Raw genomic sequence first — 22,696 nt, 5'->3', positions numbered from 1 at the left:
GAAATGCACAATAGGAACAACCTAAAGGCAAAATACCGGTGCATTATGCAGGGGCGGACTAACTCGTAGTAGTGATGAAGCTCCTGTAATGGGAGTGGAGCGAAGGGGTTAGGTTATACAGTCAATTACATTTAACAACTCCGAAAGAGGATGATTTTATGGAATGAGACAAAATCAGTACCCATAAGCCGTCAAATGGTTTGGGGAGCTTATAAGAAAGTCAAAGCCAACAAAGGGAAGGCAGGTATAGACTCTGTCAGCATGGAAGAATTTGATGCCGATAGGTCAAAATACCTGTACAAACTTTGGAACCGGCTGGCTTCAGGAAGCTACTTCCCCCCACCAGTTAAAGAGGTAGAAATACCAAAAGACGACGGTAAATTGCGGAAGCTGGGAATCCCCACCATAAGTGACAGGGTAGCTCAAATGGTAATCAAGGAATATCTGGAACCAAGGTTCGAAGAGGTCTTCAGTCCCGACTCATATGGTTATCGTCCAAGCAAGAGTGCACACCATGCATTACAAGCTGTTCGATTAAACTGTAAAAGGTCTGACTGGGTAATAGACCTTGATATCAAAGGATTCTTTGACAATATAGACCATTCCAAGTTATTACTGGCAGTAAAGAAGCATGTGCCGGAAAAATGGTGCCTGCTATATATCGAGAGGTGGTTAAAAGCCCCCGTGCAAAGTAAATCAGGTTCCCTGATTGAAAAGCAAGGAAAAGGCACGCCACAAGGAGGTGTTATCAGCCCGTTACTGGCAAACCTGTTTCTTCATTATGGTATGGATAAATGGCTTGACCGCAACCACCCTTCAGTGAAATATGTCAGATATGCCGATGATGCCATACTTCACTGTCGTTCAAAGCCTCATGCAGAATATGTTCTAAGGTCTCTTCAGTACCGTATGGAGGAGTGTAAACTAGAACTTCATCCAGAAAAGACCAAACTTGTCTACTGTCGCGACTATCGAAGAACAGAAAAATTCCCTGTTGTAAAGTTTGACTTTTTAGGTTTCTCTTTTCAACCACGAACCACAAGTTCGAAAGAAGCGGGGAAACTGTTCGTAGGTTATGACTGTGCTATCAGTATAAAGTCAAAGAAGCGAATTGCAGATAAATTGGAAGCGTTGGATTTTGAAAAGCTGAGTTTCCACTGCATTGTCGGAATAGCAGGATACTTAAATCCCTTTATAAGGGGTTGGGTAAACTATTATGGCAAATATCGGAAGTCAGCACTTCATCCGGTATTTCGTATACTGTCACAGAGGATTGTCCGGTGGGCAAGGAAAAGGTACAAGCGTTATAAAACAAGCCTGAAAAAGGCCTACAATTGGCTTGAGCAGATTAGAGAGCAATTTCCTAATCTATTTTACCATTGGCAATTAGGATTTAAATAGGCTAACGCTTAAGATTGTATAACAAGAGCCGTATGATGGGAGACTATCAAGTACGGTTCTGTGAGAGGCTTGGGGTGAAATTCCCCTTGCCTACTCGACTGCTAAACGTTATAGGGCATTTTAGGTACACAGAATGACAAACAAATTAAGTAACTTTGCAAAATATCAGTAGATGAATAATGGGGAAAAAGGAATCGAAAGACAAGGCTAGACAATACAAGCCTTCAACAGTAAGGAGGTTAGATACTCTTTCGGGAAATGAATGCGCCCATCCCAGTTGCTCAAAGAAATTGATTGCTGAAGATGGAATCTCAATAATTAGTAAAATTTGTCATATTGCAGCAGCTAGTAAGGAAGGCCCAAGGTTTGATGAGAATATGACCGATGATAAAAGAAGGGGATTTGATAATTTAATTTTGCTTTGTGACGAACATCACGTGATAATTGATAATAAGGAAAATGAAAATCAATATCCAACTCCTCTTTTAAAAGAGTGGAAAAGTACCCACGAAAAAAAGATATTAGAATTGATTTCAAGTAAAAATTTATTATCAAAACATCCATTAGCTTTAAACAAAGTAATTAATACAATTGGCTCTAAAATGGATGAAATTCTTGATTTACCTGAAACAGAAAGAGCGCCTAATACAGAAGTAAAGATTTTATTCAATAACGTCATAAGATATGAATCAGTAATAAGAGAGTTTGCTCCATATCAAGTGAAACTTAATAAGATTTATGAGATAATTGAGAAAGAAGGTTCCACCAAAAAGGAGTTAGTCTTACATAATATTAAACGAATTTATCTTAGTGTAAAATCGGAATACAAAGACATTGAAGAAATAAGGAATAATGCTGATATTATTCTGGATAAAGTGATTGAAACTGTTTGGGATAATGTATGTAAAGCACCAAACAAGTTAGATGAATTTGACCAAGAAACAATTGATTTTAGCTTAATGATAGTAATCGTTGATGCATTTATGCGTTGTAATATTTTGGAAGAACCTCCTAAATAGATTTAAGACATGATAATTGATAAAAATATTAATCCGGAAAGAGATTTGTATTATTTAGGTGGTATTCTAATTGATGTTCTTCAAAAAAAGGACAATAAAGAAGTCGATTATATGGATTTATACGCATTAATAAATAATGAAAAAGAAATTACTATTAATTTATATTCATTAACATTGGACTGGTTATTTATTCTAGGATTAGTAGCTAAAGGAGAAAACGGTAAAATAAAAAAATGTTTCTAAAGAGACTGAAAATAGAGAATAAGTTAGGTTTAATCCGTGAAATTGAATTTCATAAAGGACTTAATTTGATAGTGGATGAAACCGTAGAGAAGGATAAAAAAACTACTGGTAATAATGTCGGAAAAACGACGGTGTTACGACTTGTGGATTTTTGTCTGGGTTCAAGTGGAAAAAACATTTACCAAGATTCAGAATTCAAAGAGCAAGAAAATAGTACAATCAAGGATTTTTTAATTAACACAGAGGTTCTGGTTATTTTAACCATGGTTGACGACTTGGATTTTCCGATAGATTCGATTACCATAAAAAAGAATTTCTTAAAGTACGGAAAGAAAATTCAAGAAATTAATGGGGAGACAATCATAAACGAGAAAGAATTTGATTTAAAACTCAAGGAGTTAATATTTAATACAAGCGTTGAGAAGCCTACATTTAAGCAGATTGTTTCTAAAAACATTCGTGACGAAAAGAACAAGTTGGCAAATATTGTAAAAGTTTTAAATCCTTTTACAAAAATTGAAGAATATGAAGCTCTATTCCTTTTTTGGTTAGGAATAAATACAGACACACATAATCAGAAGGAACTTTTAGGTAAAGAAAAAACTCGAGAAGAAAGTTTCCAAAAAAGACTCAAAAAAGAAGGCGAACTATCATTAATTGAACAACAACTTGAATTAGTTCATACAAAAATTAAGGAACTTCAACAAACAAAGGCGAATTTCAATTTTAATGAGAAATTTGAAGCACAGTTAGATGAGCTAAATATTTTAAAGTTAAACCTTTCAAAACTTTCTACTGAACTAAGTAGATTAAATATGAGACGAGAATTAATTCTCGAAAGCAAAGCAGAATTAGAAAACGAAAGAACTAACATTGATGTCAACCAGATAGAATCATTATATAGTAAAGCGTCAAAACTAATACCTAATTTACAGGTATCTTTTGAAGAAACTGTTAAATTTCACAATGACCTTTTGGATGAGAAAATCAAATACATTGAAGTTGAGTTACCCTCATTAACAGAAAAATTAAAATCTATTTCAAAGGATATTTCTTCATTAAGAAGACGTGAAAAGGAATTGTCTGAGTTTGTAAGTGCTTCAGAATATAGTGATGATTATGACAAAGTTCTAATTGAATTGAATTCATTTTTTGAAAGGAAAGGCAATTTAGAAGAAAGAAAGAAACTCTGGATTACATCTAATGAAAAGCTTAATCGCATTAATGAAGAATTAGAAACTATTAATTCAGAAATTAATTCAAAGGACAGCATAATCCAAAAACGAATTACTCTCTTTAATAAGTACTTCACAAAAGTATCAAGTCAACTTTATGGGGAAGAGTATTTATTAAGTACTCAAAAAAGCGAAAAGGGTTACGACCTAATTGTAACAAATATTGAAGGAAACCCAAGTACAGGAAAAAAGAAGGGACAAATAGCTGCTTTTGATTTCGCCTATGTATTATTTGCAGAAGAAATTGAACTTAAATTTATTCACTTCATAATGCACGACCAGCTTGAAAATATGCACGATAATCAATTAAGTACTATTTTAGTTGATTTAGCTAACTCGATAAATTGCCAATTCATTCTTCCCATAGTTAGGGATAAAATTCCATCTGACATTGATATTGAAAAATACATAATATTAAGGCTTGCTGAGAATAACAAATTGTTTAAAAGATAAACGCCCTATAACACTGCATATACTCGACCACCGGGTGCAGTGGGAGCCGAAAGTTCAGAGCTTTTAGCTATCATCAGTTCTCGGCGGATACTTTTCTACTTAAAAACCGGTGGCCAGAGTATATGCTAAACGTTAGCGGCAAGCAAAGGAATACTACTGCTGACCATGACCTTTATTAAGACCTAAAATTATAGATAAAATAAGTGAAAGTATGAGTGTTTTTATCAGTTACTCAACAAAAGATAGTGAGTTTGTAACAAGGCTTTCAACTGAGTTAGTTAAAAGAAGGATCCGTGTTTGGCTTGATAAGTGGGAAATGCAGCCCGGTGATTCACTAGTTGACAAAATACAAGCAGGTCTTAGTGATTCCTCATATTTGCTTGTTGTCCTTTCTAATAATTCAATAAATAGTGAATGGTGTAAAAAAGAATTAAATTCTGGAATAATGAGGGAACTTGAGGAGAAAAAGGTTGTGGTTATTCCAATAATAATTGACGATTGCAAGATACCGATATTCCTAAAAGAAAAAGTATATGCCGATTTTCGGAAAGATTTTGACGAAGGTTTAAAATCATTATTGCGGCCACTTTCTAAGTTCTTTTCTGAACATATGGGAAGGTCTTCAAATGATGAAGTTATTTCTGATTATGCCATAAATTGGGGAATAAAGGATGACTTGTATTATATGACCATTGATATAGTAAACTGGATGGTGAAGGATAAAAAGTCAATTTTACTACAAGTTGAAATAAATGGTTGTGAAAATGCAACAGATAGGTTCATGATGCAAGTAAAATCAGGAATGGGATGGCTAATGAAGGAAACGATTATTTCTATGATGTTTATGAATGATGATTTTAGAAATTTAAATATTCTGGTTAAAAATGACGAAGTTTTTGTCTGTCAATTTAAAACTAAAGACATTAAAATGAACATTTTTTTTGATGTTAAATTTAGGGCAATTTTAATGGGTGAAGATAATGGGAATGATATTTTAGTGAATTTTATAGACTTTATAGAAATGCTGGATGGAAGTAGACAAGAACGAAAAGAAAAATATGGAAATCCTTAGTCTGGTTCTTTTTATATAATAGGGTGGATTAATGTTATTACAATAATTAAATAATCATCATATTATCAAATTAATGCTTACAGAACAGAATATATTATCTCTTTTTGAATCTCATGGAGTTCCACAAAAAGGAATACCATTAGATTTTTTACCATCAGACCAATTAGTTTTAAAACTTACATTGAGATTTAAAATTGAGTTTGCGGTTATGTTTACAATTGGCCAGTTTAACTACTACCTTTATTCCGGAAATCAAAATAGTGTTAATTTGCCTATTTCTTCAAATGAAATTCTCCTTAAACACACACATCCACGAGGGACACCTTTTCCAAGTCCAGATGATATAAATTGGTTGATAACTGCTCAATCTTTTGGTTTACCTCAAGTTCAATCAGTAATTCTTCCTATAGGTAAAAATAGAGTTACTTTTAGGTCAACTACACCAACAAGCTAAATTAGATATTATGAATATTCAACAAGAAATATTGAACAATATAAATAATAGATACATTCTTTTGAAAAAAGGGGACATATATTCTATAATTGATAAAATTAGACGAACGATGGTAGTGATTGATGATCCAATTATTGATAAATCTGAATTGATTAAAGCAATGTTAGACTTAAAGGTTGAAATATATGACGACCCTAAAAAACTGCCACTTGCAACTGAAAAACCTGTTTCAGATTTTAAATTTCCTGACACAATCAAGGTTTTCATTAAAAAAATTTATGACCAAAACACCAAGGAGACAGGATCAATAATTTCTGCAATTACCCAATCTATGGTCAATTATGAGCAGAAAAGAGAAATAGAATCTTTGCTTGAGCATTATGCCTTTACAGTTTTATACCCAGGAGAGGGTTTAAATTTATATTCAGACATAAATAGTGATACTGTATCTATTGTGGTTATAAAAGGAATAAACTATTTGCCTTATAAAGATATTGACGGACAAGAGACCAATTTATTTAACTGGTAATCAGTGTTAATTATATATGCCTGCCGCTAACATTAGGTATAAGCAAGCGGGCGGATTGTAGAAGACAAAACTGCATCGCTTTATATAGACTTTTTATCACGACGGATACGAACTGCAAGTCAAATGCCCGCCTGCTCATACCCGTAACGTTATGGGCAATGCAAAATTCCGTTATAGCTACTCTTAGCGGCAAAGAAATAAAAAAACATGTGCAACTCATGAATAAATTAAAACAACCAATTTTCTATCTACAGTGGATATTAATTATTTTTTCAACCGTAGCTTTTGCATTCGCATCTTTAGAAGGATTTAAAATGAGTTTTGAATTTTCAAATAATGCATTTAAAGAATACTTAGAATTATTTAATCCATATTCATTATTATTTGCGGCAACTTTTATTGTAATAACTGCACAATTAGCAATTGAACGGCTTGGTTTAATGAGTGATGCAAATTACACCTCTTTTAAAGCAGGTAATCGTACAATATGGATACAAACAACCAAAGAATTCTTGGGAGACTTGAAAGACGAAAATCCATTCATGTGCAAAGAGTTGACGAAACAACTCTTAACTATACATGACTATCTATTTGAAAAACAATATAAAATTTCATCGAAGGTTGATACACAAGAATTTTTTAATAAATTTTTCAAAAATAGAGTCCAATTTTTTGAAGAAATGAATACAAAATTTTATAAATGCTTCAACCTTTGAGTTTGGGTATAAAGAATATATTGATAAAAAGCTGAGAGGGGTTGAGCTTAAATGATTTTAACATGATACCATATTTTGAAAATATCGACGAACGATTAGTTGAACAATTAAATCTTGCAACAGACAATATTAAAGTTGCTGTAGCTTGGATTTCCGACCCAAAATTAATTAAAACTCTTGCATTTAAGGCTATGCAAGGGGTAAAAGTTGAGATTATTGTTTCCGCTAAACCATTTAGTGAAAACTTTAAACGTAATCAAGACTTGGCATTCAGGGTTTTATTTATGAATAAATGCAAAATCTATAAAATAGGAAGCTCTTATAATGATTTTTCGCCTTTAATGCATAATAAATTCTGCATCATTGATAATAATGTTATAATTACTGGTTCGTATAATTGGACAGTTAAAGCGCCAAAAAATCAGGAAAATATAATTATAATTAAAGATTCTAAAGTCGCAAAACAGTATGTTGATAAATTTGAAGAGATTAAACAAGGGGTTCATCAAAATATTCTGTGGTTTAATGAATTAGATATTAGGTGGCAAGAAAGAATTAAAGAAATTTTGAGTTTGTCAAGCGAACCAACAGATAAAGAAATCGAGGGATTGCTTAGATTATCAGAAATTGATATAAGTGATGCACCGTTTTCTATGCGCGAAATGTGGGTTGAAGACCGTTTAGATAATCTAATTGGGAAGGGGGAAATATCCAATAACGACATAAATTTTTATAAATCAATATTTTTAGATGAAGTTAGGTCAATAAGTGACCTTTCGCCATTGTCATATTTCAAGGAACTAAAAGCCTTAAATTGTTCTGGAACTGATGTGAAATCCTTGAAACCAATAAGCAATCTTATAAAGTTGGAGAAATTAGATATTGGAGGAATTGAATGTATTGAATTAGACTTTGAACATTTAAAAGAGCTAACAAATTTGAAGTCTTTGTCATGCGGCCATTTAAAAATAAAGAATTTTGAAGCTATAAGGTTTTTAAAGAATCTTGAGGAGATATGTTTTAGTTATGGAGTCATAACTAAAAATGATGATATACAATCTTTGGAACCATTAAGAAATTTGAAAAAATTAAAAATTTTAGATATATCAGGGCTACAGGTATCTAACATAGAACCTCTTTCTGACCTAATTGATTTAGAAATTTTTAGAGCTGAATATACTAATGTAAAAGATTTAAGCATTCTTTTTAGATTGCCTAAACTTAAGATAGTAGATGTCTTTACAGCTCCGGTTGATGAACATGAATTAAATAAACTTAAGAAACGACTTGCTGTATAGGATTTAAAAATATATGCACATGCCCATAACAATGCATATAGCAGACCAGCAGGTTCTGTAGTAGTAGATTCTTTAGAGCTTTACCTATCTTCTGTTTCAGTGGATAGTTTACTGCTTTAAAATCTGCCGGCCATGCCATATGCTCACGTTGGGGGCTATAGGTTACGAATCTCAACCATATCTGCTATAAAACCATGTTGCAATAAAGGGGGCAGGTTGGTAAGCTATCGCAGGATAAAATACGATTCCTTTACTAACTTATAGTTACGGCGCCGGAACGGATTTTCTTCCGTCGCGGCAAAACGCAGCTGCTCATTAATATGATACTGCACCGCCAATAGGAAAGCTGTTAAAAGTTAACAAATAAAGCAATCTATTTAACAGGAGAATAGCTTAAACCTAATACCTGTTCTTCGTTTAGCTGCCTGCCCCTAACGGGTTCTTGTTTGTGAAGATAAGAGGTTGAACAAGAGTAACTAAACAGAAACATAATGTCTAAAATCCAAAAAGTCTCTTACCATGAGGTGTAAATCAACCGGAAAGAAAGCTGTTAAAACACCGATAGCCACCAGCAGAAGAGCTTTATCAATATACTACAGCCCCCAACAATAGCTATAAGAGACCGCAGGAATCGTTGACTTTTCCCTGTTAATCGTTATATTTAAGCTTTACAAGGCTTCGAGGTTGGCGCACATAAACTGCGGCCTCTCATAGCCTGACGTTGTGCGTCATGCTAACAGACCGCTAATGCCAAACGAACAGATGACAGAAATTAAAAGAAAAGGTGCAAAGTCAATAAAGGATATTCCGAATGAAATTATGGGACAACTTAACCGTGGCGAAATTGAAACCGCAAATCTTGTGGAATGGCTTGCCATTGACCAAAGGGCATTGATTGAGAACATTTTGACCCAACACGACAGAAGAAAATATCTGAAACCAATTTTAGAACAAATTGACAATTTGAAAAAGCAAACCGTTAACACGATTAACGAAGCTATTGGGACAGGACTTTTTGAACAAGCAACCAAACACAAAGACAGCGAATTTTTACTGATAACTTCAACTCATCAATCGGACGTAGTTCGTTGTTGGGCAACATATACTATCGTAAGAGATGCTTCGCTGAACATCAAGCAAAAACTTCAAAAAATACAACAGTTTGCAGCAGACAAGCATTTTGGCGTTCGAGAAATTTCGTGGTTAGCCGTTAGAAAAACCATTGCTCAAAATTTGGAAGAAAGCCTCGAAATTTTGTCAAAGTGGACAAATCACGCAGACGAAAATGTTAGACGATTTGCAAGTGAAGCCACACGACCACGTGGCGTTTGGTGCGAACACATTGAAGAACTAAAACAGAATCCAGAATTAGGTTTGACAATTTTAGAGCCGCTAAAATCCGACAAAGCAAAATATGTGCAAGACAGCGTTGGAAATTGGCTGAACGATGCAAGTAAAACACGACCAGAATTTGTAATAAACCTTTGCCATCGTTGGGGAAATGAAAGCAACTCTAAGGAAACAAAATATATAATTAAAAGAGCATTAAGGACGCTTGAAAAATAAGCACGAACGCACAACAATGCATATAGCAGACCAGCAGGTTCAGTAGAAGCCGATACTTTACAGTTTTATCCATCTTCAGTTTCGGTGGATACTTTACTGATTTAAAATCTGCTGGCCGTGCCATTTTCTTTCGTCGCGGCAAAAGGCAGCTGCTCATTAATATGATACTGCACCGCCAATAGGAAAGCTGTTAAAAGTTAAAAAATAAAGAGATATCTATTTAACAGGAGAATAGCCTAAACCTAATACCTGTTCTTCGTTTAACTGCCTGCCCCGAACGGGTTCTTGTTAGTGAAGATAAGAGGATGAACAAGAGTAACTAAACAGAACCACAAAAGCTGTGATTCGAAGATGTTCTTGCCGTTAGGTATTAACCAACCGGAAAGAAAGCTGTTAAAACACCGATAGTCACCAGCTGTAGAGCTTTATCAATATACTACAGCCCCCAACAATAGCTATAAAAGACCGCAGGTAATCGTTGATATTTCTCTGTTATTCGTTATATTTAAACTTTACAAGGCTTCGAGGTTGGCGCACATAAACTGCGGCCTCTCATAGCCTGGCGTTAGCGGATATAAAAATAAATAGAGTGCCAACAAGAGCTCAAAAGAGAAAAATGCATATATTTAGGAAAAATATTTTTAGATGTCTCAATAGTTTAACGGGCAAAACATGGCGGCATTTAAACAAGGAGCAAAGACTTTTAACCATCATTTGTAGGTTCGAGTCCTGCTTGAGACACTAAAGCTCCTTGTTATAGACTGACTCTAAGCGGGGTCAGTCTTTTTTTTAGATTATGAGTAACTTAAAGAATATACAAAGAAAGATAAGCGAAGGTGTGTCAGGTTGGCTTTTGTTTGAGTTCAACTGCTTCAGGGGCTATTTATTTAATGAAAAGTACTTATCCTATCCTGTTGGTCAAATTTTAAATAGTATAGCAGAATATAAGACCCTAACTGAAATAAATCATCCATGTACTAATGATGGTCAAGGACGACCGCTTCAGGTTGACTTTGTTTTGATGGATGAAAAATCAAAGTGGAAATTTGCATTTGAGTCAAAGTGGATTGGCAATTCAATAATTTCTTTGGGTTCTGTTATTTGGGACTTAATTCGACTTCAAAATCTTGACATATATCACCAAGACATAAAGTGTTATTTTATACTTGCCGGTTTCAATAAGAAAATAAATATTCTACTCGAAGAATTTGATATCTGCTATGATAAGAATTCAGAGAAGAAAAATGAAATAGCAAAAGCAAACTCCACCTATTTAATTTTTGACTTATTCAAGCTTGATGATTCAACAAAAAGTTATATCAATGAGAAGGCAAAAAAGTATCCCAACTTTAAGATATACTCGAAAATTCGATGCAGACCTGCTCACAGATTTCCAAAAAATGATGTTATTAATATGACGTTTACGACTTACATTCTTGAAATTTTAAAACCAGATAAGACACACAAAATTAATGAACTGTGAAAAAATTACATCCGCTAACAATGTATATAAGCCAGAGGGCGTGTTGGTTGTAAATCAGGCTAATGTTGGGTATCTTTACTTTGGTATCGGAGGATAAGTCCGAATGGTAAAATTCGCCCTCCGTCCTATATACAAACGTTGGCATTCATGCAAAGAAACCATACATTAAAGGACATCAGTAAAAGTTTTATTTTTTGAATGAAAATTAAATGTCAAAAGAATCAGAAATAATTTTTTATAAGGGAGATGATGGCAGCATCAAAATAGAGGTATTCTATCAGGATGAAACTTTTTGGATGACTCAAAAAACTCTAGGCGAACTTTTTGGGGTTCAAAGACCCGCAATCACTAAACATTTAAAGAATATATTTGAAAGCGGTGAATTACAGGAAGATTCAGTTAGTTCCATTTTGGAACATACTGCCGATGATGGTAAAAAATATAAGACAACGTTTTATAGTCTTGATGCAATTATTGCAGTTGGATACAGAGTAAATTCAAGTAAAGCCACAAAATTTAGGATATGGGCAACTAAGGTATTAAAAGAATTTATTACCAAAGGGTTTGTTTTAGATGATGAACGATTAAAACAAGGAAAACAATTTGGCAAGGATTATTTCGATGAATTACTTGAACGAATTCGTGAAATCCGGGCAAGTGAGAGAAGGTTTTACCAAAAAATTACCGATATATATTCCCTCTCAATCGATTACGACAGTAATGATTCATTGACAAAAGATTTTTTTGCAACTGTTCAAAACAAGTTGCATTGGGCAATCACCGGAAAGACAGCAGCTGAGATAATATACAGTTCAGCTGATGCTACAAAATTATACATGGGACTGACCAATTGGAAGCATGCACCAGATGGTAAAATATTAAAATCGGATGTATCGATTGCAAAGAACTACTTAAATGAACAACACATTCGAGAACTTAACAGGATTGTTTCCGCGTACTTGGACTTAGCCGAAAGTAGGGCAGAACGACAAATTCCTACAACCATGGAAGATTGGTTAAAATTTTTACACCAATTTTTAGAATTATCAAACTATCCAATTCTAAATGATAAAGGAAAAATATCTGCATTAGAAGCTAAATTAAAAGCGGAACAAGAATTTGATAAATATCGAATCATCCAAGATAAGAATTACGAATCTGACTTTGATAAAGAGATAAAAAAGATTAAAGGAAAAGAATAAAGCACGAAATGCCAACAAGGTGTATAAAATATGCCTGGCTGTTGATGTAAAGGAAAGAGCAGAGCTTCTAAATCCCGCACATTTTGTTTATTTTTAAAGGTGTGCGGGGTTCAGTACTAGAGGATAGTTCAGAGCTTTTAAACCCGGCACATTTCATACACTTAACGTTAGCCACTATATAAACAAACCGTACTGCAAGCAAGAAATAATAGAATGATATTAAACAAATACCAAACACATAAAGAGATTGAAAACAGAGGATATTCTTCAACAGCAAGAGTTGAAAATCAAGATGGAGATGTGTTTTTTGCAAAGTGGTTAAAAGGGATTAAAAAGAACTCCCAACAAAGTAAAATCTTAAATGACAAATTAAGACAGTTGAAAAAGGCTGTTCACCCCTCTTTACCACAAATCATTGAATGCGATTGGGATGAAAGTCAAAATGCTTATTGTATAGTCTTTGAAAACAAAAATGCTCAAACACTCGAAGAAAAAGTTTGGGATATAAGACCAGTCTATTTCCTAAAAGGTATTGAGCAAATTATTGGTTGTTTGCAACAACTACAGCAGAAACACAGAATTTCGCACGGAGATTTAACTCCTGCAAACATTCTTGTAGATGACAGTAACGATTTTTACTTGATTGATTTTGGGATTTCAGACATAGCCAACACACTTAGTCAAGAACAAGAGTTAGAAGTATTTGCAAAAGAATTTGCTGCTCCTGAAAAATGGAATCGTGAGATACCCAAAGGGTTTGCTCATCAATCAGACATTTTTTCAATTGGAAAAGTTGTTGAGTGGTATTTTGAAAGCAAGAAAATAAAAGAACATAATATTATTGAAGAACTTGTAAATAATTGCTGTAAACAAATACCATCTGAAAGAACTAACTACAACTTTTTAATTGAAAGCATATCAAAAGTTAATAGTGAAACTTCTTTTGATAATCAGAATATTATTCACATCGCATTTTCAGATTACAGTAGTATCGAGCTAATTGATGAGTTGAATAATGAATATGTTGGAGAAGAAAGCTTTCTTCCAATATTTGATGTGTCGCCTAAAACAGGCGGAAATGTTCTGCTAGATATAAATACAAAAAGCTTTTCAATCCATTGCTTATGGATAATTGAAGAACAAAAATTACTTATCCGAAATTATTCTCACAAAACTGAAAATGAGGAAAAGTATTCTCGTGTTCAGAGATTTGGACAAAAATTAGGTTTGCCAGTTGTTTTTAAAACGGATTGTTACTTAAATGAGAAATTCAACTTAACACCAATTCTCCAAAAGATTCAGAAGGAAAAGCAACACGAAGGAAGTTACAAATCGGGAAAGAGAGAAATATCAAAAGAACTTCAATTCTTTAAGGATTTGTTGAATCAAGAACTAAAAGTAATTGAAAAGAATTCTTTAAAACTGCGTTTTTCGAGTTTTGACAAAAAAGGTAACTATGGAATCTCATTTAAAATTCAAGAAAATGAGAAATACTCATCCAACGGATTTATCTTTAATCATATTGATAAAGCAACTCCTCCAAACCCAGAAGAATTTGAATATATCATCAGCGAAACAGCCGATAAAAAACAAATGAAAGTCCCTATGAGGTTTTCGGGAATTGCTTTTGATTTCAATACCAAAGAAAGAATATTGAAATTCAAAGACTGTGAAAGGTTAGACTTTGATAAAATCCCCAAAAACGGTTACATATTTCAAAACACTAGCAAACAGGAAGAAGAAAAGAAACGTCAATTAGAGGCAATAAGAAAGGTTGAATTTAACGAGGTTCAAAACAGAGATTTAATCCACTACTTATTCAATCCGACTAGCTTACAAGGTAAGAACCTTGACATATACGAATTAGAAAAAATCTATCAGACTGACGAAAAAGGTAATGGTTTTCTTTATAGCTATAATCAGCAACAAGCTATTATAAATGCTATTCACCGAGAGCCATTAACAGTAATTCAAGGTCCACCTGGAACAGGTAAAACAACCGTAATTACCGAAATTGTTTATCAAATTATCGAAAAAAAAACAGATGCAAAAATTCTGATAACTTCTCAAACCAATGATGCGGTTGATAATGTTTTGGATAATCTTTTAGAAAAGGAAATCCCAATTGTTCGTCTAAGTGGAGTCAGAAAACCTAAAGAGAATCTAAGAAAGCATACTTTAGACAGGAAAATTGAAGGTTGGAAAGAGGAAGTAAAGAAAAAGGCAAAAGCAAATTGGAAACCTCAGAATGATAAGTTCAAAAAGCAATTAGAAAAGCAAAACATTCTATTGTTGCCAATTTTTGAAATCCTTTCATCCAACAAGCAATGGAAAGTAAAGAAACAACAGATTGAGAAACAGCTTGACCGCATTAGCCAATTCCGAAGCCTTACAAACTCACTAAATTCCGAAAGTGAATTTATAGCTTCATTAGAAAGTGAAGCAAATATTAACCTGACTGAGTATTTTCAAAAACAGCAGATATATAATGACTGGTTAGTTGCTATCAGCTCATTAGATGAAAATAGTAGCATAAATCAGAAGCTGATTGATAGTATTCGCGTCATAGGTGCAACAACAAATCATATTGCATCAAAGAAATATGCTAAGTATAATTTCGATTTTGATTATGTAATAATGGATGAAAGTGGTAAAGCAACTACTGCAGAAGCTTTGATTCCATTAGTTTTAGGAAATAGAGCGGTATTGGTTGGAGACCACCGCCAATTAAGGCCGATGCTGACATCAAATAGAGATGTTGAAAAGTGGCTTCGAGAAAAGTATAAATCTGAAACAGATGAATACGATAGTTGGGATGATTATTTTAACAGGCCAAGCTTGTTCGAGCAAATAATAACAAAAATAGATGGTGACTTTAAAAGCCAACTAGATGAATGTCGAAGAAGTTCAAAAGAGCAAGTCCTTTTAACATCAAAATGTTTCTATGAGCAATATGGAGATGAACCAATTCAGCCTGTAGATCGACCACAAGAAAAAGAACATAACTTAGATTTGAAAATTGACAGTTCAATTATATTCTTAAACACAGGAAATTCATACAAAAGCGAAGTTGATGGTAATGGTTCTACAAGAAACAGAGAAAGTGCAAAGCTGATACCTGAAATGCTTCATAATTTGGATGCATTCGACAAAATAAGGAATTACAACATAGGTGTCATTACAGGCTATACAGCACAACTTAAAGAAATTAGAAATAATATAAGAAGGCAACTTTACAACAAGAAGCTTAAAAATATTGACATACATAATCGCTTAGCTGTATCAGTTGTGGATAAGTTCCAAGGGCTTGAAAAGGATATTATAATCTTTGATTTAGCAAGAAGTCGTCAAAATACTCTTGGATTCTTAGCAAATGCAAATAGGATTAATGTTGCTTTATCAAGACAAAAGCGTTTGCTGATAATTATTGGTAATTATGATTGGCTTGTTCAGGCAAAAGCACCAAAATCAAGTATTAATGGTAAAGTTGCTTTGCAAGAATATTTGAAAGAGATAAAAAAGGAATGGGTTGTAAACAGCATTGAGCAGATATTTTAATGGATATAAAAGAAATACATAAAAAGCTAGTAAAGCAGTGCCCTTATGATTATAAAATTAATGAGATAATACCGTTTGCATACCCTTTTCGCAGAGTCAGAATAAATGCAACTGTTAATAAATCTCCCGAGAAATCAATTCAACAGGTTTATTCTGTTTTATTGAGGTCAATTCAGATTGGGTGCAATACAGAAATACAAATAATTAATTTTCTAGGCTTGCACAAAGAAGATTTCATTTTACGTGAATTGTACTTTTTACGTGAGAGAGGATTTGTAGATTTTGTTTCGGGTGTTTGGTTGGTTACAGAACAAGGTCAAGAATTTATAAAAGATAATAGCATATTAAAAGTACTTGAAGAGGTAGAGTATGAATTTCTAATTGATACGATTACCAACGATGCACTACAAAAAGAATTTAGACTTTTCTCTGACAAGAAGACCGAAAATAAACTTCAACCTGAATTTGACTTTGGAATAAAATCACCTGAACTACTGAATAATAAATCAGAACAGATATCTGACATTTACAAAAAAGAAAATAAAGGGAAAGCGTACTTGGTTGACTTTGATAAATCCAATATCCTGTTTGATAAAAAAGAATATCAGGATTTTTATTTAATCGAATACATACCCAATTCAGGAAAAGCGAATGATTTAGAACCGAGAATAGAAATCCGAAACACAGATAAAGACTATTCTCTTGATAGAAGATTAACTAAAATCTTATCAAACAGATACCCTTCCCTTTTATATGATTTCACCAATTCTGAGAGAGCTTCAATTGCTAGGATTGAAAATGAAAATACGACATTAGTAAATGAGTTTAAAGTTTCTGAAAAACCAGAAATTGAAACTCAAACCCTTTCTATTTGGGAGACTCAGGCAAAATTTGAAGAATCTTTAAAAACGGTAAAAAAGAGAATCCTAATTGAAAGTCCTTGGATAAAGCAAGCGACCCTGAGGTATGTTGGCTTAATGGAAAAAGCACTGACAAATGGAGTGACTATTTACATTCTCTACGGCATTGAAGGCAATGACGAACACCATCGAAAAGCAGAAAAAGAAATGGAACGTTTACAAAGAGAACATAAAGGATTTAATCTAATTCATTTGCCGACACATTTTGAAAGCATAGGAAATTATCAAATGACTGGGACACACAGAAAACTAGTAATTAAAGATGACGAATTCTTTATTCAGGGAAGTTTTAACTTTTTATCCTTTAACAAAAAAGAAGGACAGAAAGTAGCGAATGAAGAAAGCATTTTGATTACAAAAAACATTGATAATAAATGGAATAGTGTGTTTGAAGAATATGAAATAAGGAAATAAGGTGGCTAACATTTTGTATAGGTCATAGCGGATAAAGTGCTAACTTCAAGGTCGTTTCTCGCATCAACTTTGGTGCGGTATGACGGGAAATCACTCCGTAATCCGCTACGCCCCATACAATTTACCGTTAGGCGTCAGCTTATAAAAGGTACAACAAATATGGTATCATTAATTCATTTAATAATTACACTTTTCAAGATTACCATCCTTGCAATTATATATGCAACCTTAACTCTTTTGATATTTAAATTGATTGCCAAATTTCAACCAAACAGCTGGTTCGATAGAATTACAAGGAAGAAATTTAAATTTTGGTTTATAAGTGGTTTCATTATTTCTGGAGGACTTTTTTGGTTCATGTTTTCGCACTTTGGAAAGCACGGATTTGGGGACAGTGCAAGAATTCCAATAGGCCACTTTAGGAGCATTCAAGAAATAGATGGGATTCAAGCTTATATTCAAGATGTAGAGAACGGAGTTTATGCTTTGGATATTAATAAATTTTATATTACGGACGACTTTGTTTACGGAATTACTGGAAGCCATTATGAAAATTATAATGGTGGATACTTCCTCTATGACTTGGATAAAAATAAAGTGAGAACATTTGAGCTAATAGATGATTATAAAAACGAACTAATTAAAATCGGACTTGAACCAAATGTTGAGTATAAAGAATTTAATTATTACTACAAGCAATATTGGAATGGATGGCGATTTTGGTTACTTCCATAAGTAAAATGGTGAAATTATAAGAGCCGAACGCCTAACAATAGGTTGTAGCCAGTGCAGGGTGTAGTGGAATAGTCGAGTGTGAAGCTTTAAAACTCGCACTTTTTTATTGTTTTTATAAGGCGTGCTGGCTTTTGTGTAGGAGGATAGTAATGCTCATTCAAGTCCTGCACCGTCTACAACCATAACCGTTATGCCCTATGCAGAAAAAATCGTACTTTAGTCAAAAATAACAGCTGAATGCCAAATCTTTATATAATTTCTGGATGTAACGGAGCAGGAAAAACAACTGCTTCCTATAATATACTTCCTGAAATACTTAATTGTAAGGAATTTGTAAATGCAGATGAAATTGCAAAAGGACTTTCCCCTTTCCAGCCGGAAAAAGTTTCTTTAGAGGCCGGAAGGATAATGTTGGAAAGAATTGAAGATTTATTGAGAATTAAAGCTGATTTTGCCTTTGAGACAACTTTATCTACCAGAAGTTACGTTAATACTGTAAAACGGGCAAAAGAAAGTGGATATGAGGTGACCTTGTTGTACTTTTGGCTCAACTCTCAGGAACTTGCAATAGAAAGAGTAAAAGAACGGGTTAGAGAGGGAGGACATAATATTCCTGAGCAAGTTATAAGGAGAAGGTATAACAAAGGTATTAAAAATCTGATTAACCTGTTTATTCCTGTAGTGGGCAACTGGCTGGTTATAGATAATTCAGAGAATCCATTTCTAACAGTTGCTGAAGGACAACAAGGAGAGAATATGATAATTCATGATAAAAATATTTGGAACAGAATAATTGAAATTTCAAATGGACAATAAAGAATTAAGAGAAAAAATAATTTCAGGACTGGAACTAAGCTTTAAAAGACTGGTAAGTTCAAAAAGCAAAGAGGATAAAGAACTGGTTTTTTCTAAGGATGGCAAAATTGTGAAAATAAAAGCCAGAGACCTTGAAAAATGAAATGCACAAGGGCATAACAATGTATAAAAAAGAGCAGCGGGTTCAGTGCTATTAGAACTTTCTGCTCTTTTTCATATATTGGATTCGGGGGATACTTTATCGTATTTAATCCGCTGCCCATTTTTTATACTAAACGTGTGTGTCTTGAATCTCCTGACACTAAAACAAAAGGAGAGTGCTGTACAAATGATGGAAGACATTTCAGGACATTGTGTTTCAGAAGGAGGTCGAGCGAACTGAACCGGCCAAAGAAGCAATGAATCAAGAAATGAATAGGCCTTCCGCAGACGGTTGTCAGAAACAGTTTGCAAACCACCTTATGCTGCATTGGGCGGAAACTTCCTTTGTGGTGAACGATAAGGAAAAACGGGAGCTATGATTCCCGTAGGTGCGGACTGAGGAGTTGAATAGATTAAACCAGCGGTTAAATTACGTCTCGTAATGTAAAAGAAACGGTGTTGAAAGCAGGTAAGTACGTTTGTACCTGTTATAAGTGCAATGGGCGCTCTGATTACTGATTGCATAACACCCGGGGCAAAGCTGGCAAGAACTCAGTACAGGCATTTGTATGGAACAAGAGAAGTCGCTGTTGCTCTGTGAACCCTAACAGGGAAGCAGACATGCAAGGATAGCATGAAACAGCGGTGGCGGACTAAGTCGTAGTAGTGATGAAGCTCCTGTAATGGGAGTGGAGCGAAGGGCTTAGCCTGTTTAGTCTTAGAATTATTAACAACCATTAAGAATGGGATGATTGACTATTACGAGACAAAGTCACAGCCAATAACCAGAATCATGGTGTGGCGTGCATATAAGAAAGTAAGAGCCAACAAAGGCAGCCATGGCATAGATAAAATGGACTGGGATATGTTAGATAAAGATCTACAGCCTCAGATCTATAAACTATGGAACAGGCTGAGCTCAGGCAGTTACTTTCCAATGCCCGTCAGAGAATCAGCGATTAAGAAAAAGTCAGGCGGGGTACGCAAATTAGGAATCCCCACCATTTTAGATCGTATAGCTCAGGAAGTAGTAAAAACCCATCTTGAGCGGATCATGGAACCTCAGTTTCACAACAGCTCCTTTGGGTATCGTCCAGGTAGAAACTGCCATCAGGCGGTAAATCAGGCATGGGCCAATGTCTTTAACCACGAATGGGCAATAGACCTCGATATCAAAAGCTTCTTTGATACAATTGATCATGACATGCTCCTAAAGGCAGTTGAGCATTACTGCCAGGATAAGTGGGTTCTGTTGTATGTGAAAAGATGGTTAGAGGCAGGGATCATACAAGGGGATGGATGCTATATAGACAGGACAAGTGGAACACCTCAGGGTGGAGTAATTAGCCCTTTACTGGCCAATATCTTTCTGCATGTATGCTTTGACAAGTGGATGGAGAAATACCATCCGCGAAAACCGTTTGAGAGGTATGCTGATGACATAGTGGTGCATTGCAAATCAGAAAGTCAGGCTCTATACATGCGTGACAAGATTCAGAGACGCATGTCAGCCTGTAAGCTGGAACTGAACAAGGAGAAATCTAAAATAATAAACCTTCGGGGGGAATCTGAAAATAAGTATTGCCGGAGCTTTGATTTTCTGGGCTTCACCTTTCGTCCGGAATGGACAAGACTGAAGTCAGGTCTGCGTTTAATGCCACGATTCCATATCAGCCATAAATCCGTAATCAGTGTGCTGGAAAAGTTCAGGAGAAAGAAAATTCATAAGTGGCGTAAAAGCCTTGAAGAACTTGCCCGTGAACTGAATCCTGTAATCAGGGGAGTAATTAATTATTATTGCTATAAATGGTCAAACCACACCCGCAGGATATGGTACGAACTAAACAACAGATTATTGAAGTGGGTGAAATGGGAGAAGGGGTTGTACAAGCGCTCTGCTAACAGATGGCTCAGGGAAAAGTATAAAGCAAAACCAGACTTATTCGCACACTGGAAATTGGTATATCCAAAAGTAGCAATACATTTGTGACTGAACAGGAAGAGCCGTATGAAGGGAGACTTTCACGTACGGTTCTGTGAGAACCTTGGGGTGAAACTCCCCGGGGTGACTCGACTAGCACACATTAAAACAACCACAATCTGACATGGATAAATCAACGAAAATTTCCTTTTTAATATTTCAGTATGGATCTTTTGGATTTGTCCTTTTATACCTATTGGTTGATTTTTTAATACTAGCTTCCGGACATAGAAAATCTGATTCATTATCAATATATGCTGTCCTTGGATTTTCAGTAATACTATTTCTTATTATATACTCCTATGAAAAATATTCTTTAACAAATAAGAGATTTCAGACTAAATATCAATTATTATTTGCCCTATTTGCAATTCCTCCAGTAGGAGCTTCGATAATCCTATCAATCGGAATGTTTTTTACAGCAATAAAAAGCGGATTGTTGCCTACTTTGTTAGTTTCACCTGTTATAATAATTATGGGTCTTTTCGCATATTTTGGATTAATAACTCTCAAATATGTATTGAAAACTCATAATCAAAATTTAAAAAGATAACTGATAAAAAATGGAAGCAAGATACTATAAATGAAAATATAAATAGAAACGTGTGGTAACATTAGGTATAAGAGACTGCACAGAGGCGTTGTAATTCAGGCCTTTACTCTTTATATTTACTTCACTGTATGTGGATAGTAACTGCCACGTAAATGTGCAGCCTCTCATACCCTCACGTTGTGCTCAATTATGAAAAATATTCTACCATTCATCCTGATACCACTTATTCTTCTTTCATGTCAAGAAAAGTCAAGAACAGAAAAAGTTGGATTTGCTGTTAATGTTGATTCTTTAATTGCAAAAAATAAAGAAAAGGATTCAGTAATTGATTTGATGATAACTCAATTGAATGATTTGCGAACCTTAAGGTATACAGATAAAACACCTAAGAACAAATTATATGAAGTAATACAGGTTGAACCAATTAATGATTATGAATTTGCGGAACTGATTAACACATTTGATACGACAATATCTTATTGGAATGGCGAATTTTATACAAGAATAATTAAATCATGTAATGGACAATCTGATTTAGATTTTGAATATTGTAATTGCTCAGACAATATCTACATATCAACTGGAACAGAGGATATTCCAGAAGAATACTATCTTTATAAAGTTGGCCCTTATATGGAGGCTAAAATTGATAGTCTAGATAAGAAAAATATGGAATTAATTTTTAGTCATAAAGTAAAGGATAAGATGAAGAAAGAAAAAGTAAAAATTAATCTGACAAACGTTAAAATAATAAATAACTAGAGCACAACAACTAAGGCTTCGTTGGGTATGTAATGCCCACAATGAAGCCAGTGTTGTACGAAACCGGGGGTAACGCTATGGGGATTGCTGTTCTGGGTTGGGGTTTTCTGTAGGTTAGAATTGAGGGCCAATGCAGTTTTTTGCA

The 22,696-nt window shown here is 34.3% G+C and carries 21 protein-coding genes and 1 tRNA gene; all 22 read left to right on the top strand.

Annotation, left to right across the window (positions count from 1 at the left end; all coding sequences use genetic code 11):
- Positions 1-150 precede the first annotated feature (150 nt).
- Positions 151-1,401, top strand: coding sequence for a group II intron reverse transcriptase/maturase (ltrA, locus tag RCC89_19735; protein WMJ75372.1), 1,251 nt, complete (start codon positions 151-153; stop codon positions 1,399-1,401).
- 179 nt (positions 1,402-1,580) lie between these two features.
- A complete protein-coding gene (locus RCC89_19730) occupies positions 1,581-2,420 on the top strand; it encodes a hypothetical protein (protein WMJ75371.1) in 840 nt (279 codons plus the stop codon).
- 9 nt (positions 2,421-2,429) lie between these two features.
- Positions 2,430-2,663 carry a hypothetical protein gene (locus tag RCC89_19725; protein WMJ75370.1) on the top strand — a complete coding sequence of 78 codons (234 nt, stop codon included), beginning with the start codon at positions 2,430-2,432 and terminating at the stop codon, positions 2,661-2,663.
- Entirely contained in the window at positions 2,654-4,351 is a 1,698-nt protein-coding gene (locus RCC89_19720; protein ID WMJ75369.1) for a DUF2326 domain-containing protein, read from the top strand. The genes RCC89_19725 and RCC89_19720 overlap by 10 nt, the downstream gene beginning before the upstream one ends.
- 211 nt (positions 4,352-4,562) lie before the next feature.
- On the top strand, positions 4,563-5,423 hold the full coding sequence (locus RCC89_19715) for a toll/interleukin-1 receptor domain-containing protein (GenBank protein ID WMJ75368.1): 861 nt from the start codon (positions 4,563-4,565) through the stop codon (positions 5,421-5,423).
- Between the two features lie 73 nt (positions 5,424-5,496).
- Positions 5,497-5,877, top strand: a complete 381-nt coding sequence (locus tag RCC89_19710; protein ID WMJ75367.1) for a hypothetical protein — start codon at positions 5,497-5,499, stop codon at positions 5,875-5,877.
- A 10-nt stretch (positions 5,878-5,887) separates the two neighbouring features.
- Positions 5,888-6,406: a hypothetical protein gene (locus RCC89_19705; GenBank protein WMJ75366.1), complete on the top strand. Its 519-nt coding sequence runs from the start codon at positions 5,888-5,890 to the stop codon at positions 6,404-6,406.
- A 158-nt stretch (positions 6,407-6,564) separates the two neighbouring features.
- Positions 6,565-7,122, top strand: a complete 558-nt coding sequence (locus RCC89_19700) for a hypothetical protein (GenBank protein ID WMJ75365.1) — start codon at positions 6,565-6,567, stop codon at positions 7,120-7,122.
- A gap of 62 nt (positions 7,123-7,184) precedes the next feature.
- The gene (locus RCC89_19695; protein WMJ75364.1) at positions 7,185-8,420 is read left to right on the top strand and encodes a phospholipase D-like domain-containing protein; all 1,236 of its coding nucleotides are present in this window, start codon (positions 7,185-7,187) and stop codon (positions 8,418-8,420) included.
- 747 nt (positions 8,421-9,167) lie between these two features.
- On the top strand, positions 9,168-9,986 hold the full coding sequence (locus RCC89_19690) for a DNA alkylation repair protein (GenBank protein ID WMJ75363.1): 819 nt from the start codon (positions 9,168-9,170) through the stop codon (positions 9,984-9,986).
- Between the two features lie 647 nt (positions 9,987-10,633).
- Positions 10,634-10,727: transfer RNA gene (locus RCC89_19685), tRNA-OTHER, on the top strand.
- A 55-nt stretch (positions 10,728-10,782) separates the two neighbouring features.
- Positions 10,783-11,469, top strand: a complete 687-nt coding sequence (locus RCC89_19680; protein WMJ75362.1) for a hypothetical protein — start codon at positions 10,783-10,785, stop codon at positions 11,467-11,469.
- A 209-nt stretch (positions 11,470-11,678) separates the two neighbouring features.
- A complete protein-coding gene (locus RCC89_19675) occupies positions 11,679-12,671 on the top strand; it encodes a virulence RhuM family protein (GenBank protein ID WMJ75361.1) in 993 nt (330 codons plus the stop codon).
- A 213-nt stretch (positions 12,672-12,884) separates the two neighbouring features.
- On the top strand, positions 12,885-16,229 hold the full coding sequence (locus tag RCC89_19670; GenBank protein WMJ75360.1) for an AAA domain-containing protein: 3,345 nt from the start codon (positions 12,885-12,887) through the stop codon (positions 16,227-16,229).
- The gene (locus RCC89_19665; protein WMJ75359.1) at positions 16,229-17,563 is read left to right on the top strand and encodes a hypothetical protein; all 1,335 of its coding nucleotides are present in this window, start codon (positions 16,229-16,231) and stop codon (positions 17,561-17,563) included. The genes RCC89_19670 and RCC89_19665 overlap by 1 nt, the downstream gene beginning before the upstream one ends.
- A 159-nt stretch (positions 17,564-17,722) precedes the next feature.
- The gene (locus RCC89_19660) at positions 17,723-18,298 is read left to right on the top strand and encodes a hypothetical protein (protein WMJ75358.1); all 576 of its coding nucleotides are present in this window, start codon (positions 17,723-17,725) and stop codon (positions 18,296-18,298) included.
- 237 nt (positions 18,299-18,535) lie between these two features.
- Complete coding sequence (locus RCC89_19655; GenBank protein ID WMJ75357.1) at positions 18,536-19,114, top strand: zeta toxin family protein; 579 nt, start codon at positions 18,536-18,538, stop codon at positions 19,112-19,114.
- Complete coding sequence (locus tag RCC89_19650; protein WMJ75356.1) at positions 19,104-19,256, top strand: hypothetical protein; 153 nt, start codon at positions 19,104-19,106, stop codon at positions 19,254-19,256. The genes RCC89_19655 and RCC89_19650 overlap by 11 nt, the downstream gene beginning before the upstream one ends.
- Positions 19,257-19,467: 211 nt before the next feature.
- Entirely contained in the window at positions 19,468-19,635 is a 168-nt protein-coding gene (locus RCC89_19645) for a hypothetical protein (GenBank protein WMJ75355.1), read from the top strand.
- Between the two features lie 368 nt (positions 19,636-20,003).
- The gene (ltrA, locus tag RCC89_19640; protein ID WMJ75354.1) at positions 20,004-21,245 is read left to right on the top strand and encodes a group II intron reverse transcriptase/maturase; all 1,242 of its coding nucleotides are present in this window, start codon (positions 20,004-20,006) and stop codon (positions 21,243-21,245) included.
- A 115-nt stretch (positions 21,246-21,360) separates the two neighbouring features.
- Positions 21,361-21,789: a hypothetical protein gene (locus tag RCC89_19635; protein ID WMJ75353.1), complete on the top strand. Its 429-nt coding sequence runs from the start codon at positions 21,361-21,363 to the stop codon at positions 21,787-21,789.
- A 189-nt stretch (positions 21,790-21,978) separates the two neighbouring features.
- Complete coding sequence (locus tag RCC89_19630; GenBank protein ID WMJ75352.1) at positions 21,979-22,551, top strand: hypothetical protein; 573 nt, start codon at positions 21,979-21,981, stop codon at positions 22,549-22,551.
- Positions 22,552-22,696 lie beyond the last annotated feature (145 nt).

The organism is Cytophagaceae bacterium ABcell3 (assembly GCA_030913385.1).
Lineage (GTDB): Bacteria > Bacteroidota > Bacteroidia > Cytophagales > Cytophagaceae > ABcell3.
This window is presented reverse-complemented; position numbering and strand designations above follow the sequence as displayed.

Coding starts and splice junctions, on each gene's coding strand:
- ltrA (WMJ75372.1), top strand. CDS start 151: ATGATTTTATGGAATGAGACAAAATCAGTACCCATAAGCCGTCAAATG.
- RCC89_19730 (WMJ75371.1), top strand. CDS start 1,581: ATGGGGAAAAAGGAATCGAAAGACAAGGCTAGACAATACAAGCCTTCA.
- RCC89_19725 (WMJ75370.1), top strand. CDS start 2,430: ATGATAATTGATAAAAATATTAATCCGGAAAGAGATTTGTATTATTTA.
- RCC89_19720 (WMJ75369.1), top strand. CDS start 2,654: ATGTTTCTAAAGAGACTGAAAATAGAGAATAAGTTAGGTTTAATCCGT.
- RCC89_19715 (WMJ75368.1), top strand. CDS start 4,563: ATGAGTGTTTTTATCAGTTACTCAACAAAAGATAGTGAGTTTGTAACA.
- RCC89_19710 (WMJ75367.1), top strand. CDS start 5,497: ATGCTTACAGAACAGAATATATTATCTCTTTTTGAATCTCATGGAGTT.
- RCC89_19705 (WMJ75366.1), top strand. CDS start 5,888: ATGAATATTCAACAAGAAATATTGAACAATATAAATAATAGATACATT.
- RCC89_19700 (WMJ75365.1), top strand. CDS start 6,565: ATGCAAAATTCCGTTATAGCTACTCTTAGCGGCAAAGAAATAAAAAAA.
- RCC89_19695 (WMJ75364.1), top strand. CDS start 7,185: ATGATACCATATTTTGAAAATATCGACGAACGATTAGTTGAACAATTA.
- RCC89_19690 (WMJ75363.1), top strand. CDS start 9,168: ATGCCAAACGAACAGATGACAGAAATTAAAAGAAAAGGTGCAAAGTCA.
- RCC89_19680 (WMJ75362.1), top strand. CDS start 10,783: ATGAGTAACTTAAAGAATATACAAAGAAAGATAAGCGAAGGTGTGTCA.
- RCC89_19675 (WMJ75361.1), top strand. CDS start 11,679: ATGTCAAAAGAATCAGAAATAATTTTTTATAAGGGAGATGATGGCAGC.
- RCC89_19670 (WMJ75360.1), top strand. CDS start 12,885: ATGATATTAAACAAATACCAAACACATAAAGAGATTGAAAACAGAGGA.
- RCC89_19665 (WMJ75359.1), top strand. CDS start 16,229: ATGGATATAAAAGAAATACATAAAAAGCTAGTAAAGCAGTGCCCTTAT.
- RCC89_19660 (WMJ75358.1), top strand. CDS start 17,723: ATGGTATCATTAATTCATTTAATAATTACACTTTTCAAGATTACCATC.
- RCC89_19655 (WMJ75357.1), top strand. CDS start 18,536: ATGCCAAATCTTTATATAATTTCTGGATGTAACGGAGCAGGAAAAACA.
- RCC89_19650 (WMJ75356.1), top strand. CDS start 19,104: ATGGACAATAAAGAATTAAGAGAAAAAATAATTTCAGGACTGGAACTA.
- ltrA (WMJ75354.1), top strand. CDS start 20,004: ATGATTGACTATTACGAGACAAAGTCACAGCCAATAACCAGAATCATG.
- RCC89_19635 (WMJ75353.1), top strand. CDS start 21,361: ATGGATAAATCAACGAAAATTTCCTTTTTAATATTTCAGTATGGATCT.
- RCC89_19630 (WMJ75352.1), top strand. CDS start 21,979: ATGAAAAATATTCTACCATTCATCCTGATACCACTTATTCTTCTTTCA.